Annotated in this window: 13 protein-coding genes; 7 read left to right on the forward strand and 6 right to left on the reverse strand. The window is 71.3% G+C overall.

The features are described 5' to 3' along the window. Positions 1-29 precede the first annotated feature (29 nt). The 3 genes from DSM26151_RS05715 (at position 30) to DSM26151_RS05725 (ending at position 3,612) form a co-directional block, all read left to right on the forward strand. Positions 30-1,673 carry a M28 family peptidase gene (locus tag DSM26151_RS05715; RefSeq protein WP_234661451.1) on the forward strand — a complete coding sequence of 548 codons (1,644 nt, stop codon included), beginning with the start codon at positions 30-32 and terminating at the stop codon, positions 1,671-1,673. 137 nt (positions 1,674-1,810) lie between these two features. Further along, complete coding sequence (locus DSM26151_RS05720; RefSeq protein WP_234661452.1) at positions 1,811-2,971, forward strand: LLM class flavin-dependent oxidoreductase; 1,161 nt, start codon at positions 1,811-1,813, stop codon at positions 2,969-2,971. Then, complete coding sequence (locus DSM26151_RS05725; protein ID WP_234661453.1) at positions 2,968-3,612, forward strand: CE1759 family FMN reductase; 645 nt, start codon at positions 2,968-2,970, stop codon at positions 3,610-3,612. The genes DSM26151_RS05720 and DSM26151_RS05725 overlap by 4 nt, the downstream gene beginning before the upstream one ends. Before the next feature lie 27 nt (positions 3,613-3,639). Here DSM26151_RS05725 and DSM26151_RS05730 read toward each other — a convergent pair whose 3' ends face one another. Together DSM26151_RS05730 and DSM26151_RS05735 are read right to left on the reverse strand one after the other, a co-directional pair. Then, entirely contained in the window at positions 3,640-3,957 is a 318-nt protein-coding gene (locus DSM26151_RS05730) for a YciI family protein (RefSeq protein WP_234661454.1), read from the reverse strand. Positions 3,958-4,122: 165 nt separating this feature from the next. Continuing rightward, positions 4,123-4,287, reverse strand: a complete 165-nt coding sequence (locus tag DSM26151_RS05735) for a hypothetical protein (RefSeq protein WP_234661455.1) — start codon at positions 4,285-4,287, stop codon at positions 4,123-4,125. Between the two features lie 131 nt (positions 4,288-4,418). On the opposite strand from DSM26151_RS05735, the gene DSM26151_RS05740 reads away from it, so the two are divergent. Further along, the gene (locus DSM26151_RS05740) at positions 4,419-4,808 is read left to right on the forward strand and encodes a DUF7882 family protein (RefSeq protein WP_234661456.1); all 390 of its coding nucleotides are present in this window, start codon (positions 4,419-4,421) and stop codon (positions 4,806-4,808) included. A 6-nt stretch (positions 4,809-4,814) separates the two neighbouring features. Here the strand turns inward: DSM26151_RS05740 and DSM26151_RS05745 are convergent, their stop codons facing one another. Further along, complete coding sequence (locus tag DSM26151_RS05745) at positions 4,815-5,135, reverse strand: DUF7882 family protein (protein ID WP_234661457.1); 321 nt, start codon at positions 5,133-5,135, stop codon at positions 4,815-4,817. 115 nt (positions 5,136-5,250) lie between these two features. On the opposite strand from DSM26151_RS05745, the gene DSM26151_RS05750 reads away from it, so the two are divergent. Beyond that, on the forward strand, positions 5,251-5,424 hold the full coding sequence (locus DSM26151_RS05750; RefSeq protein ID WP_234661458.1) for a CsbD family protein: 174 nt from the start codon (positions 5,251-5,253) through the stop codon (positions 5,422-5,424). A 108-nt stretch (positions 5,425-5,532) separates the two neighbouring features. Here DSM26151_RS05750 and DSM26151_RS05755 read toward each other — a convergent pair whose 3' ends face one another. Further along, positions 5,533-5,739, reverse strand: a complete 207-nt coding sequence (locus DSM26151_RS05755) for a dodecin family protein (protein WP_234661459.1) — start codon at positions 5,737-5,739, stop codon at positions 5,533-5,535. A gap of 203 nt (positions 5,740-5,942) precedes the next feature. Between DSM26151_RS05755 and DSM26151_RS05760 the strand changes: the two genes are divergently transcribed. Beyond that, positions 5,943-8,093, forward strand: coding sequence for a glycosyltransferase (locus tag DSM26151_RS05760; protein ID WP_234661460.1), 2,151 nt, complete (start codon positions 5,943-5,945; stop codon positions 8,091-8,093). Positions 8,094-9,541: 1,448 nt separating this feature from the next. Here DSM26151_RS05760 and DSM26151_RS05765 read toward each other — a convergent pair. Then, on the reverse strand, positions 9,542-10,444 hold the full coding sequence (locus DSM26151_RS05765; protein ID WP_234661461.1) for an ABC transporter ATP-binding protein: 903 nt from the start codon (positions 10,442-10,444) through the stop codon (positions 9,542-9,544). Between the two features lie 333 nt (positions 10,445-10,777). Here DSM26151_RS05765 and DSM26151_RS05770 point away from each other — a divergent pair, with 333 nt between their 5' ends. Beyond that, positions 10,778-13,060 (forward strand): polyribonucleotide nucleotidyltransferase, encoded by a 2,283-nt coding sequence (locus tag DSM26151_RS05770; protein ID WP_234661462.1) that lies wholly within the window; start codon positions 10,778-10,780, stop codon positions 13,058-13,060. Between the two features lie 84 nt (positions 13,061-13,144). Here DSM26151_RS05770 and DSM26151_RS05775 read toward each other — a convergent pair whose 3' ends face one another. Continuing rightward, positions 13,145-13,993, reverse strand: a complete 849-nt coding sequence (locus DSM26151_RS05775) for an SDR family NAD(P)-dependent oxidoreductase (RefSeq protein WP_234661463.1) — start codon at positions 13,991-13,993, stop codon at positions 13,145-13,147. Between the last annotated feature and the right edge of the window lie 93 nt (positions 13,994-14,086).

A 14,086-nucleotide genomic window follows, 5' to 3' on the forward strand; every position in this document is an offset into this window, starting at 1 on the left:
CGACGAAGACGCCTCGAGAAGGAGAGACGATGTATCACACGAAACGGCTTTCCCGCCGCGCCGCGGTGCTCGCGACCAGTGCAACCACGGTCGCAGCCCTGGCGTTGGTCCCCGCAGGAGCCGCGTTCGCCGCACCCGGCGGCAACTCCTGCGACACCCGGAACAACAACACCGTCCAGAAGCTCCTCGAATGCGTCGACGCCGACGGCGCGATGGAGCACCTGCAGGCCCTGCAGTCCATCGCGGATGCCAACGACGACAACCGCGCCGCCGGCACGAGCGGCTACGAGGCGAGCGTCGACTACGTCGTCGACGTGCTCGAGGACGCCGGATGGGACGTCTCGACCGAGTCGTTCCCGTACACCTACGTCGGACCGTCGACGCTGACGCAGCTGGCGCCGATCACCGCCGAGTACGAGACCGGGCCGTTCACCGGCAGCGGTGCGGGCGACGTCACGGGCACGGTCATCCCGGTCGACGTGATGCTCGGGCTCGGCAACACGAGCACGAGCGGCTGCGATGTCGCCGACTTCGCGGGCCTCGACTTCTCCGGCCAGGCCGACATCGCGCTCGTCCAGCGCGGCACGTGCCCGTTCGCCGACAAGGCGCTGAACGCCGAGGCCGCAGGCGCCGAGGCCGTGATCATCTTCAACCAGGGCAACACGACCGGCGACGACCGCAACGGGCTCATCGTCGGCACCCTCGGCGGGTCCTCGGTCGTCGGCATCCCGGTCGTCGGCGCGAGCTACGAGCAGGGCGTCGCGCTCAGCCAGGCCGGCTCGATCGCGAACGTCTTCGTGCCCGCGCCCGAGGAGCGCCCGCAGAAGAACGTGATCGCCGAGAAGAAGGGCGTCAACGACGACAACGTGGTCATGGCGGGCGCGCACCTCGACTCGGTGCAGGCCGGCCCCGGCATCAACGACAACGGCAGCGGCTCGGCCGCACTGCTCGAACTCGCGCAGAGCATCGAGAAGCTGAAGCCCCAGAACACCATCCGCCTCGCGTGGTGGGGCGCCGAGGAGTCGGGTCTCATCGGCTCCGAGGAGTACGTCGCCGGCCTCAGCCAGGAGGAACAGGACCGCATCGCGCTGTACCTGAACTTCGACATGGTCGCCTCGCCCAACTACATCTTCATGGTGTACGACGGCGACGAGTCCGGCTGGCTCGCACCGACCGGCGTGCCGATCCCCGACGGCTCGACCGCCATCGAGAAGCTGTTCGAGAGCTACTACACCTCGGTCGGCGAACCGTACGACGACGCGCAGTTCAGCGGTCGCAGCGACTACGACGCGTTCATCCGCGTCGGCATCCCCGCGGGCGGTCTGTTCACCGGTGCCGAGGTCGTCAAGACCGCGGAGCAGGAGAGCATCTGGGGCGGTGTCGCCGGTGAGTCGTACGACCAGTGCTACCACCAGGCCTGCGACACGATCGACAACGTCAACGCGCACGCGCTCGGCGTCAACGCCGACGCGGTCGCACTCGCCGTGCTCGCCTACTCCTACTCGACCGAGTCGGTCAACGGCGTCAAGGGCACGGCCGTGCCCGGCGGGCTGAACCTCCCGGCACCGGCTGGGCCCGAGGGCACCATCGGCGGCAACGCCGGCGGCCTCGACCCCGACCTCGTTGATGAGGACGGCCACGGCCACCACCACGGACCGCACGAGACCGAGTAGTCCGACCGATCCGAGCCAGCGGGGCCCGTCGCGATTCGCGACGGGCCCCGTCGGTGTGCGGGAATAGTGCGGGCGCGGCATCCGTTGTCGACCATTGCATGCAGAAGCATGGAACACGGAAGGCCCAGGAGGGCGACATGCAGTTCGGAATCTTCTCCGTCAGCGACATCACGCAGGACCCGACCACCGGTCGGACTCCGAGTGAGGCCGAGCGGATCCAGGCGACGCTGACCATCGCCGAGCACGCCGAGGCCGTCGGCCTCGACGTCTTCGCGCTCGGCGAGCACCACAACCCGCCGTTCTGGTCCTCCTCGCCCACGACCACGCTCGCGTACATCGCCGCGAAGACCTCCACCCTGCAGCTCTCCACCGCGACGACCCTCATCACCACCAACGACCCGGTGAAGATCGCCGAGGACTACGCGATGCTGCAGCACGTCTCGGGCGGCCGCACCGACCTCATGCTCGGCCGCGGCAACACCGGGCCGGTCTACCCATGGTTCGGCAAGGACATCCGCCAGGGCCTTCCCATCGCGGTCGAGAGCTACGAACTGCTGCACCGCCTCTGGCGCGAAGACGTCGTCGACTGGGAAGGGAAGTTCCGCACCCCGCTGCAGAGCTTCACCTCGACCCCGCGGCCCCTCGACGGCGTGCCGCCCTTCGTCTGGCACGGATCGATCCGCACCCCCGAGATCGCCGAGCAGGCCGCGTACTACGGCGACGGATTCTTCGCCAACCACATCTTCTGGCCCGCCAGCCACACCCAGCGCATGATCGCGCTCTACCGGCAGCGCTTCGAGCACCACGGCCACGGCACCGCCGCGCAGGCGATCGTCGGACTCGGCGGCCAGGTCTTCATGCGCGCGAACTCGCAGGACGCGGTGAACGAGTTCCGCCCGTACTTCGACAACGCACCCGTGTACGGGCACGGCCCGAGCATGGAGGACTTCACGCAGCAGACGCCGCTCACCGTCGGCAGCCCCCAGGAGGTCATCGACAAGACGCTCGGCTTCCGCGACTACGTCGGCGACTACCAGCGCCAGCTGTGGCTCGTCGACCACGCCGGCCTGCCGCTGAAGACCGTGCTCGAACAGCTCGACCTGCTCGGCGGCGAGGTCGTCCCCGTCCTGCGCCGCGAGTTCGCGAAGGACCGCCCCGCCGACGTGCCGGACGCGCCGACCCACGCCTCGATCGTGCGCGCCGCGTACGGAGACGCGGCGCCCCCGCAGGCGACCCCGAACGCCAACCGCGGCGACAACCTCACGCTCGGCTCGCCCTACCTGGAGGCCGCACGATGACCGCCGAACCGTCGACCGTGCGCAGGATCGTCGTCGTCTCGTCGGGCCTGTCCACGCCGAGTTCGACCCGGCAGCTCGCCGACCGGCTCCTCGCCGACAGCTCCGGGCTCCTCGGCGAACGCGGCGTCGAGGTCGAGGCACGCGTGTTCGAGTTGCGCGACCTCGCCCACGACATCGCCAACCACCTGCTCATGGGCTTCGCGCCACCGTCCCTCGAGGAGGCGCTCGACGCGGTCGCCGGGGCCGACGGGCTCATCGCCGTGACCCCGATCTTCACGACGAGCTATGCGGGCCTGTTCAAGTCGTTCGTCGACGTCATCGAGCCCGACGCGCTCACCGACCTGCCCGTGCTCATCGGCGCGACCGGCGGCACCCCGCGGCACTCGCTCGCGATCGACTACGCGATTCGCCCGCTGTTCACCTACCTGCACGCGATCCCGGTCACGACCGGTGTCTTCGCCGCCACGGGCGACTGGGGCGGCGGCGGAGACGGCGTGCGCTCGCTTCCCGACCGGATCATGCGCGGCGCCACCGAGTTCGCCGACCTCGTCGAGCGCACCGACCGTTCGACGCGCGTGCGGGATCCGTTCTCGCTCGATCGGCCCATGGGCCACCTGCTCGGCGGGCTCACGGGCCAGTAGCGGCGCGCCACGGCATCCGCTCTCGCCTCACATCCCGGGCACCGAGAGCTGTTCGAGGATCTCGATCGTGCCGAGCTCCAGGTGCGGATGGCCGTCCATCAGGGCGGCCGCGGCATCCGCGTCGGGCGCCTCGATGATCGAGAAGCCGGCGATGGTCGACGCGGTGCCCTCGGCGCCGACGTGGCGGGCGGCGCCGAGCGGCGTGCCGAAATCGACCAGCGCGTCGCCCGCCTGCCCCGCCCAGGCCATCCAGGCCTGCATCGCGGCCTGCCCCTCGGACTCCGACTGCTGCATCTGCTCCTCGGCGCTGACGTCCGCGTGGTAGAGCACCAGGTACGTGGTCATGGTCGACCCCCTCAGGTGCGGCTGCGCCCGTCGCGCCCCGCCCGAGGCTCACGATACGCCCGCGCCGCGCGCGCCGACAGGTGCGATCCGTGTGCGGAGGAGCGTGCAAGCGGATGCCACGGAGGAAGGTCCTCGCGCGGCATCCGCTTGCTCAGGCTCCGAGGCTCAGACTCGGTTCCGCCCGCTCATCGATCTGATCAGCCAGGCGATCGCGGCGAGGACGAGCAGGACGAGACCCACCCAGAGCAGGAAGTTCAGTGACTCGACCAAGCCGCCCGTGATCGCGAGGACCACCGCGACGACGATGATGATGATGAAGAGGATGCTCATGCAGAATGCTCCCGTCGCTCCTGTTCGGATGCGCTGAATGCTACGGGCGGACCGGGCACGGCAGAAAGGGGGTTGACAACGAATCCGCGCCCGATGCCCCGTTGCGGCGGGCGGCGGCGTATCGTTGCCCTGTGGGCACCCTGTACTACGGCGACTCAGGCACGCCGATCGGGATCGAGGACCGGGCGCTGGCCCACCTTCAGGTCGCGCTGGTCACCAAACTCCGCCGCAACGAGAGCTTCACGCTGTCGTGGCCGCACTCCGAGGACCAGGAACGCGGGCGGACCGCGCTCTGGCTCCACCCGGCGATCCCGCTGCGGTTCGTGTTCGACGAGTCCGAGCGGATCGAACTCAGCCGGGAATGGGTCGAACGACTGATGCGCTCGGCGAACAGCACGAGCGGCATCGAACTCGTCCCGGAGCAACTCGACTCGGAGCCGATCCGAACCGACGCCGAGCAGCCGATCCAGGTGGGCGTCGACGTGCAGCCGGTCGAGGGGGAGCCGGCCGAGGCGTCGTAGCGACGCTCAGGTCTCGAACGGCGCCGTCTCGGATGGCTCGGGCAGCACGTGGAGACCGTGCGTGCTCCCGGCGCTCAGGGCGAGCTCCTCGACCCAGAAGCGGTTCAACGCCGGCCGCCGGTTGCCGCTGAACACGAACTGCAGCGGGATCGACTCGTGCAACCAGAGCGTCGTCCGGCCACTGCCGCGGTCGACGCCGTGCTCGAGCGTGAGTGCGAAGCTCTCGGAGCGCCTGAGCTTGTTGATGATCACCACGCGAAGATGCGCGAGGGCACGGTCGTCGATGTCGAACTCGCGCGACGACGCGCCGTAGATCAGTTTTCCCATGTCCGCACTGTATCGCCGGCCCGCAGCCTTAGCGCGCACCGTGTGCGTTCGCAAGCCCCTTCCGTTCGCGCCGCGGGCGGCGTTCACTGGAAGCGAGCGAACGGAGGTGCGCACGATGGGCGCAAGCGACAAGATCAAGCACACGGCTGAGAAGGTGTCCGGGCAGGCGAAGGAGGCGGTCGGCAAGGCCACCGACGACGAGCAGAAGGTCGCCGAGGGCAAGGCCGAGCAGAGCGGCGCCGACCTGAAGCAGGCGGCGGAGAACGTCAAGGACGCCTTCAAGAACTGACCGCAGGACCGGGGGACAGCACGACCCGGGGGGGCACGGGGCCGGAGCGGATGCCGCTCCGGCCCCGGTGCGTCCGCAGGTCTTCGACGGCCGCAGCTCTCGACGGCCTCAGCCCTCGAGCACGAACGTGACCTCGAGGGTCACGGACCACTCGATGACGCTCCCGCCCTCGACCTTGACCTTCTGCTCCTTCACCCAGGCGCCCTTGACGTTCCGCAACGTCTCGGCGGCGCGCGCGATGCCGATGGAGACCGCGTCGTCGAAGCCCGACTCCGAGAACGCGGTGATGGTGGTGACCCGTGCGACCGATGACATGTCGTTCCCCCTCGAACGTATCCGGACACGTCGGGCGACGCGCCCTGCACCCCATGTAACTCCTCCGAGCGGGAATCCGCGACCGCCGGGCGTTGCCCGTACCCGGACGGGATGCGACGCGCGAGCGTCGAACCGGTGAACCCTGGGCGACCACCGGCGTCGCGGTGCGGTCCGTGCGAGGACGGCCCGCCATGCTGGGCCGCGTGAGAGTCGCACTGCTCGCCGAGTCGTTCCTCCCGCACATGAACGGGGTCACCCACTCGCTCCTGCAGGTGCTCCGGCACCTCGAACGGCGCGGGCACGACGCGCTCGTCCTCGCACCGCGCTCGGGGCCCGTCGAGCACGGGATGCACGGCGCCCGCGCCGAGTTCCTGCGGTCGATCCCGATGCCCGGGTACCCCGAGGTCCGCGTCACGATCGCGAGCACCCGTCGCCTCGCGGGCCTGCTCGCGGACTTCGAGCCGGACGTCGTGCACCTCGCGTCCCCGTTCGTGCTCGGCTGGCAGGGCGTCCTCGCGGCCGAACGGCTCGGCGTGCCGAGCGTCGCCGTCTACCAGACCGATGTGCCGGCCTACGCCGAGCGCTACCGGCTCCCCGGCGCCGCGCCGATGCTCGCCGACCACGTCGGCCGGTTGCACCGCCGTGCGACGCTGAACCTGGCTCCGTCGACGGCCGCGATCGCGCAGCTCGAGTCGTACGGCGTCGATCCGGTACGGCGGTGGGCGCGCGGGGTCGACACCGACCGGTTCCGGCCCGGCCGCCGCTCCGACCGGTGGCGGCGACGGCACGCGCCCGACGGCGAGGTGCTCGTCGGCTACGTCGGCCGGCTCGCACCCGAGAAGCAGGTCGAGGACCTCGCGGCGCTCGCCGCGATCGACGGGGTCCGCCTCGTCGTGATCGGCGACGGCCCCTCCCGCGCCGCGCTCGAGGCGATGATGCCGGATGCCGCGTTCACGGGCTTCCTCGGCGGCGACGCGCTCGCCGAGGCGATGGCGAGCCTGGACGTGTTCGTGCACCCCGGCGAGAGCGAGACCTTCTGCCAGACCGTGCAGGAGGCGCTCGCGAGCGGCGTGCCCGTGGTCGCGACCGGACGCGGCGGCCCGCTCGACCTGGTCACGTCGAGCCGGGACGGCTGGCTGTACCGGCCTGGCGACCTCGGCGATCTCGTCGCGCGCGTGCGCGACCTCGCGGGCGACCTCGCGAAGCGGCGGGCGTTCGGTCGTGCGGCGCGCGACGGCGTGGCGGGGCGAAGCTGGGAGCGCCTCGGCGACGAACTGCTCGCGCACTATGCGGAGGCGGGCGCGTTGCGGCGCGGCACGGCCGCGCGCTCGGCGCCGTCTGCGCTCGCGACGCCCGCGATGACGACGCCCCGAGCAGACCCGGTGCGTCCGGCGGCCATCGACGGCGAAGAGCGGATGGCGCTGCCGCCGCCCGGTTCGTCCGCGCCGCGCCCCGCGTGGCGTCGGTACGTGGCCGTCGGCGACTCGATCACCGAGGGGCTCTGCGACTCGTCGCGCATGGCCGCGGGGGAGTACCGGGGGTGGGCCGATCGCCTCGCGATGCTGCTCGCGCAGAGCGGTGACGGCATCGGCTACGCGAACCTCGCGGTTCGGAGCCGTCGCATCGCGGATGCGGTCGACACGCAGGTGCCGCGCGCGGCCGAGCTCGACGCCGACCTGGTGACGGTGCTCATCGGCGGCAACGACCTGGTCCGGATCGACGCGAGGCCCGAGGCGCTCGCCGCGCGCCTCGGCGACGCGGTCGACGCGCTCCGCGGCCGCGGCGCCGACGTGCTCGTGGTCACCCCGTTCCTTCCCGCCCATGCGCGTCTCGGCACGGTGCGGGGGCGGTTCGAGCGGTTCGCCGGACTCGTCGCGGCGCGCGCGGAGGCGTCCGGGGCCCGGGTGCTCGACGCGTCCCGGCACACCGGGCTCACGGCGCGCGGCGTCTGGGCCGAGGATCGCGTGCACCTGAACTCGTCCGGGCACCGTGCGCTCGCGTACGCCGCGGCGGGGGCGCTCGGCGTTCGGGATGCCGCGGCGCTCGCGGGTCTCGACGCGGCCCTGCACGGCGACGCCGAGGATCCCGATGCCTCGCCGCTGCCGAACGCGGAGTGGTTGCGCAGGCATGCCGTCCCGTGGATCGGGCGGCGCATGCTCGGCCGGACCGCGGGCGACGGTCGCGTGCCCAAGCACGACGCGCTCGTGCGGGTGCCGGCTTCAGCGCGGGACGTCTCGACGGCGCATGCCGATGAAGCCCGTGAGGGCGAGCGCCGCGCCGATGCCGCCGAGCAGCCACTGGGTCGCGGGGACCACGTCATCGACGGGGAGGTTGCCGACCAGGTGGACCGGTGAGAGGTCGAGCGCCCAGTCGGGCAGGTCGAGCGTGTTCCCGAGGACGGCGACGAACGCGATGTACCCGAGCGCGATCCAGACCCCCCAGGTCGCGCGGGGGAAGGCGCCGAGCAGGAGGACCCCGAGCCCGACGACGACGGCCACCGCCGGAAGGTACGCCACTGCGGCCGCGAGGATGCCGTCGACCTCGCCGTTCGCGGTCAGGCCGAGCCCGGCCGCGCCGATGAGCAGCGTCGCGGCGGCGAACACCGCCGACCACGCGGCGTGCGCACCGAGCCAGCTCGCCCGCGCGATCGCCCGCGCGAGCGTCGGTTCGAGCGTGCCCGACGTCTCTTCGTCGCGCGCCCGTCCGACGCCCTGCCCGAGGCATCCGATCGCCATCACGACGATGATCGCCAGCGTGATGGCGACGTAGCCCTCGGTCGCCTCGCCGTCGCCCATGACCGCGGCCAGCGCCGGGTTGGCGGCGATCGCGTCGGCGATGTCATCGGTGAACGCGCCGAACACGGCGCCGACGGCGAAGGCGCCCGCGATCCAGGCGAGCCCGGCAGGCGTCTGCAATCGCAGCGCGAGTCCCCACGTCGAACGCGTGATCCGGCCGGCCCGGGCGGGCCCCGGCCGTGACGGCACGAGTGCCGCGCCCAGGTCGCGCCGCCCGACGAGCGAGATCCCGGCGAGGATCAGCACGGCGGCGACCCCGATCGCGAGCGCGAGCGGCCAGAGACGCTGGTCGTCGGTGAACGGCCGGGTCTCCTGCTGCCAGGCCAGCGGCGAGAGCCACTTCCATCCGTTCTCTCGCACGTCGCCGACCGCGCGGGCGGCATACGAGAGCCCGAGCACGAGGATGCCGAGACCCGTGACCGCGCCGGCACGGCGGAGCAACTGGCCCGCGAAGGTCGCGAATCCGGCGAACACGGCGCCGAGCGCGGCGATCGACCCGCCGTAGAGCATCGCGGCATCGGCCGGCTCGCCGTAGGCGATGAGCACGGTCGCGAACCCGGCTCCGACCACGACGAGCGCGCACACGGTGGTGAGCACGGCCGCGATCCACGGGTCACGTGCGCCGACGCCGCGCGAGCGCAGCAGTTCGAGCATTCCCCGTTCCTCCTGCGCGCGCGTCTGCCGCACGACGAGCAGGAGTCCCATGAGCGGGATCGCGATCCCCGAGATGAACCCGAACTCGTTCGAGACGACGCCGCCGAGCGTGTCCGCACCGTATGGCGTGCCGTTGATCGCCGCCATCGCGGGGTCGCTCGCGACGGTGTCGTCGTAGCCCTGCAACTGCTCGGGCGTTCCGTAGAGCCCGTCGACGGCGGCGACCGTCGCGAGGTAGACGCCGATCAGGGCGAGAGTCCAGACGACCAGTGGAATCCACCCGGTGCGCAGCTGGATGCGAGTGATCGCGGCGAGCCCGCCGGTCGCCGCGCGCGGCGACGCCACCGCGGCGCTCATCGCCCGCCCTGGTAGGCGGTGAGGAAGAGCTCGTCGAGGCTGGGTGGGCGCACCGTGAGCGCTTCCACGCCCGCTGCGAGCAACGGCGGAAGCACATCGTCGAGCGCTGCCGGGTCGATGGTGAACTCGAGTTCCACGCCGTCGCCGGCCGGCCGCCGTTCGAGGCCGGCGACCGACGGGTGCCTCGGCTCAGCGACCGGCCCGCGCGTGACCGCGTGGATCGTCGTGCGCGAGAGTCGTCGCAACTCGGCCACGCTGCCGGATTCGACCACCTTGCCGTGCCGGATGATCGTCACGTTCTCGCACAGTGCATCGACCTCGCCGAGGATGTGACTCGAGAGCAGCACGCTCGCCCCTTCTGCGGCGCGTTCGCGCACGCACTCGCGGAACACCTCCTCCATGAGCGGATCGAGCCCCGATGTCGGCTCGTCGAGGATCAGCAGGTCGGCACGGGCCGCGAACGCCGCGACGAGGGCGACCTTCTGGCGGTTGCCCTTGGAGTAGTCGCGGACGCGCTTGGAGGGGTCGAGGTCGAATCGCTCGAGCAGTTCCGCCCTGCGGCCCTCGTCGAGCGGGGCGCCCGAGGAGCCGAGCACGTCGATGCACTGACCGCCGGTCAGGCGCGGCCAGAGGGCGACGTCGCCCGGCACGTAGGTGAGGCGTCGATGCAACGACACCGCGTGCGCCCAGGGGTCCGAGCCGAACAGCCGCACGTTCCCGCTCGTCCGGCGCACGAGTCCGAGGAGGATCCGGATCGTCGTCGACTTGCCCGCGCCGTTCGGCCCGAGGAAGCCCAGCACCTCACCCTGCCGGAGCTCGAGGTCGAGCCCGTCGAGGGCGACGACCCTGCCGAAGTGCTTGACCAGCCCGTCGATCTCGATGATCCTGTCGGTCTCCATACCCGCCTCCACCCGCGTCTCGTTCCCACGCAGGGTATCGGCGTGCGGCGCCGCTCACTAGGTCCCGACACGCCGGACTGATAGGCTCTGGAAGGATGCCCGCGTGGCATCCGCTCAATTCAACATGAGCACGCGCCCTGCCAAGGGCGTTCCGGAGCAGGCCGGCAGGAAGCTGGTCCCCTGTGGTGGTGTACCAATCGCGAGCTTGGTGGACTTCTACTGGTGGCCAGCGTGAACGCGTCGGCATCGATGCGATTCGTATTGCCTGTTCCTGCTCCTGCGTTCGAGTCGTGCCCACACGGGGTGCGACGATAAACAAAGGAGAGAGACCTCTTGGAAGGTCCTGAAATCACGTTCGCCGAAACCGTCATCGACAACGGTCGGTTCGGCAGCCGCACCATCCGCTTCGAGACCGGCCGACTCGCGCAGCAGGCGCAGGGTTCGGCGGTCGCCTACCTCGACGACGAGACGATGCTGCTCTCGGCCACCTCGGTGTCGAAGCAGCCGAAGGAGCACTTCGACTTCTTCCCGCTCACGATCGACGTCGAGGAGCGCATGTACGCCGCGGGCCGCATCCCCGGCTCGTTCTTCCGCCGCGAGGGTCGCCCCTCGACCGAGGCGATCCTCACGTGCCGCCTCATCGACCGCCCGCTGCGCCCGTCGTTCGTCGACGGCCTCCGCAACGAGGTCCAGGTCGTCGTGACGGTGCTCGCCATCGAGCCCGACGAGCTGTACGACGTGCTCGCCATCAACAGCGCGTCGCTCTCGACGCAGCTCTCGGGCCTGCCCTTCTCCGGCCCGATCGGCGGCGTGCGCGTCGCCCTCATCGACGGCCAGTGGGTCGCCTTCCCGAAGCACTCGCAGCTCGAGGAGGCCGTGTTCAGCATGGTCGTCGCGGGCCGCGTCGTGACCGAGGCCGACGGCTCCGAAGACGTCGCGATCATGATGATCGAGGCCGAGGCCACCGACAACGCGTGGAACCTCATCCAGGCCGGCGCCGTCAAGCCCGACGAGACCGTCATCGCCCAGGGCATCGAGGCGTCCAAGCCGTTCATCAAGCAGCTCGTCGTCGCGCAGCAGCAGGTCGCGGCCACCGCGGCCAAGCCGACCGCCGACTACCCGACCTTCCCGCCCTACCAGGACGCGACGAAGGCCGCGGTCGAGGCGCTCGCCCTCGACGAGCTCGAGCGCGTCTACCAGATCGCCGGCAAGGTCGAGCGCCAGGACGCCGACGACGCGCTCAAGGCGCGCGTCAAGGAGGCCATCGCAGCCAAGGTCGAGGCGGGCGAACTGCCCGAGTCGGCGAACGCCGAGGTCTCCGCGGCGTACAAGTCGGTCACCAAGCACGTCGTCCGCTCGCGCGTCCTCACCGACGGCGTCCGCATCGACGGGCGCGGCCTCGCCGACATCCGCCCGCTCGACGCCGAGGTGCAGGTCATCCCGCGCGTGCACGGTTCCGCGATCTTCCAGCGCGGCGAGACCCAGATCATGGGCGTCACCACGCTGAACATGCTCAAGATGGAGCAGCAGATCGACTCGCTGAGCCCGGTCACCAAGAAGCGCTACATGCACAACTACAACTTCCCGCCCTACTCGACGGGTGAGACGGGTCGTGTGGGTTCGCCCAAGCGCCGCGAGATCGGCCACGGTGCACTCGCCGAGCGTGCGCTCATGCCGGTGCTGCCGACGCGCGAGGAGTTCCCCTACGCCATCCGCCAGGTCTCCGAGGCGCTCGGCTCGAACGGCTCGACCTCGATGGGCTCGGTCTGCGCGTCCACGCTGTCGCTGCTGAACGCGGGCGTGCCGCTCAAGGCGCCCGTCGCGGGCATCGCGATGGGCCTCATCTCCGACACCGTCGACGGTGAGACCCGCTACGCGGCGCTCACCGACATCCTCGGTGCCGAGGATGCACTCGGCGACATGGACTTCAAGGTCGCCGGCACCTCGGAGTTCGTCACGGCGATCCAGCTCGACACCAAGCTCGACGGCATCCCCGCCTCGGTGCTCGCGGGCGCGCTGACCCAGGCGAAGGAGGCGCGCACCACGATCCTGCAGGTGCTGAACGCCGCGATCGACAGCCCCGACGAGATGGCCCCGACCGCGCCGCGTGTGATCAGCGTCCAGATCCCGGTCGACAAGATCGGCGAGCTCATCGGCCCCAAGGGCAAGACGATCAACGGCATCCAGGACGACACCGGCGCCGACATCTCGATCGAGGAGGACGGCACCGTCTACATCGGCGCGACCGACGGCCCCTCGGCCGAAGCGGCCCGCGCAGCGGTGAACGCGATCGCCAACCCGACCAACCCCGAGATCGGCGAGCAGTTCCTCGGCACCGTCGTGAAGATCGCCGCGTTCGGCGCCTTCATCTCGCTGCTGCCCGGCAAGGACGGCCTGCTGCACATCTCGGAGGTGCGCAAGCTCGCCGGCGGCAAGCGCGTCGAGAACGTCGACGACGTCCTCGGCGTCGGCCAGAAGATCCTCGTCGAGATCACCAAGATCGACGACCGCGGCAAGCTCTCGCTCGCTCCCGTCATCGCGGAGGAGGCCGACACCAACGGCCGCGGCGCGACCGGCGAGCACGCCGACGCTCCCGCCGAGGGCGTCGACGCGTAAGCGCGCGATCCCGTCACCGGATGCCCGTCCCGATTCGTCGGGGCGGGCATCCGTCGTTCTCGGCTCGCCGGCCGCCGGGCGCCGCTAGCCGCGGGTGTCGGCGGCCGCCGCGACGATGCCGCGCATGACGTTCCAGTAGCCGACGGGCGCGACGCGCGTGACCAGGTCGCTCAGCCGCGAGTCGCGGCCGATGAACACGCGCGGGCGGCGCCGCACGATGCCGTCGACGATGCGCTCGGCGGCCTGGGCGGGCGTCGTGCGGTAGAGGGCGGCCTGCGCGTCGGCGGCGCGCGCGGCCGCGCCGGGTGCGACGGCGGCCGCGACGCGGGCGTGGTGGATGATGCCGGTCTGCACGCCGCCAGGGTAGACCGCCGACACCGAGACATCCGTCGCCTCGAGCTCATGACGCAGCGCGTCGGTGAACCCGCGGACGGCGAACTTCGACGTGACGTAGGGGACCCGCCCAGCGGGCGCGGCGAGGCCGTACAGGCTCGACACGTTGGCGATGTGCGCGTCGCCCGCGGCGATGAGCGACGGCAGGAACGCCTTCGTCATCGCGACCGTTCCCCAGAGGTTGATGTCGACGACCCAGCGGAACTCCTCGAGCGTGGCCTGCTCGAAGCTGCCGAGCATCGACACGCCGGCGCAGTTGAGCAGGATGCTCGGTGTGCGCCCGTGCCCCGCTTCGACCGCGTCGGGGAGCGCGGCGACCGCGGCGAGGTCGGCGAGGTCGATCACGTGGGTGCTGACGATCGCGCCGCCGGCGCGCAGCCCGCCCGCGAGCGCCTCGAGGGCTGCAGCGTCGCGGTCGACCAGCGCGAGCGCGCACCCTCGGGCGGCGAGCAGTTCGGCCGAGGCCCGACCCATGCCGCTGCCGGCTCCGGTGACGACGGCGAGTCGGCCGTCGAGTCGCAGGGCGGGTCGGCGGGCCATGGCGCTCCTTCGCGGCGGTGGATCGGGCAGTACACCCTGACACGACGGCGCCGCCGGACCAAACCCGGGCGGTGCGCGGGTCGCGCACCGCCC

The organism is Agromyces marinus (assembly GCF_021442325.1).
Classification (GTDB): domain Bacteria; phylum Actinomycetota; class Actinomycetes; order Actinomycetales; family Microbacteriaceae; genus Agromyces; species Agromyces marinus.

What these genes read in the sequence shown, in the direction of transcription:
- DSM26151_RS05715 (WP_234661451.1), top strand. Translation starts at nt 30, where the DNA reads ATGTATCACACGAAACGGCTTTCCCGCCGCGCCGCGGTGCTCGCGACC.
- DSM26151_RS05765 (WP_234661461.1), bottom strand. Translation starts at nt 10,444, where the DNA reads ATGGAGACCGACAGGATCATCGAGATCGACGGGCTGGTCAAGCACTTC.
- DSM26151_RS05745 (WP_234661457.1), bottom strand. Translation starts at nt 5,135, where the DNA reads ATGGGAAAACTGATCTACGGCGCGTCGTCGCGCGAGTTCGACATCGAC.
- DSM26151_RS05725 (WP_234661453.1), top strand. Translation starts at nt 2,968, where the DNA reads ATGACCGCCGAACCGTCGACCGTGCGCAGGATCGTCGTCGTCTCGTCG.
- DSM26151_RS05720 (WP_234661452.1), top strand. Translation starts at nt 1,811, where the DNA reads ATGCAGTTCGGAATCTTCTCCGTCAGCGACATCACGCAGGACCCGACC.
- DSM26151_RS05735 (WP_234661455.1), bottom strand. Translation starts at nt 4,287, where the DNA reads ATGAGCATCCTCTTCATCATCATCATCGTCGTCGCGGTGGTCCTCGCG.
- DSM26151_RS05750 (WP_234661458.1), top strand. Translation starts at nt 5,251, where the DNA reads ATGGGCGCAAGCGACAAGATCAAGCACACGGCTGAGAAGGTGTCCGGG.
- DSM26151_RS05755 (WP_234661459.1), bottom strand. Translation starts at nt 5,739, where the DNA reads ATGTCATCGGTCGCACGGGTCACCACCATCACCGCGTTCTCGGAGTCG.
- DSM26151_RS05730 (WP_234661454.1), bottom strand. Translation starts at nt 3,957, where the DNA reads ATGACCACGTACCTGGTGCTCTACCACGCGGACGTCAGCGCCGAGGAG.
- DSM26151_RS05775 (WP_234661463.1), bottom strand. Translation starts at nt 13,993, where the DNA reads ATGGCCCGCCGACCCGCCCTGCGACTCGACGGCCGACTCGCCGTCGTC.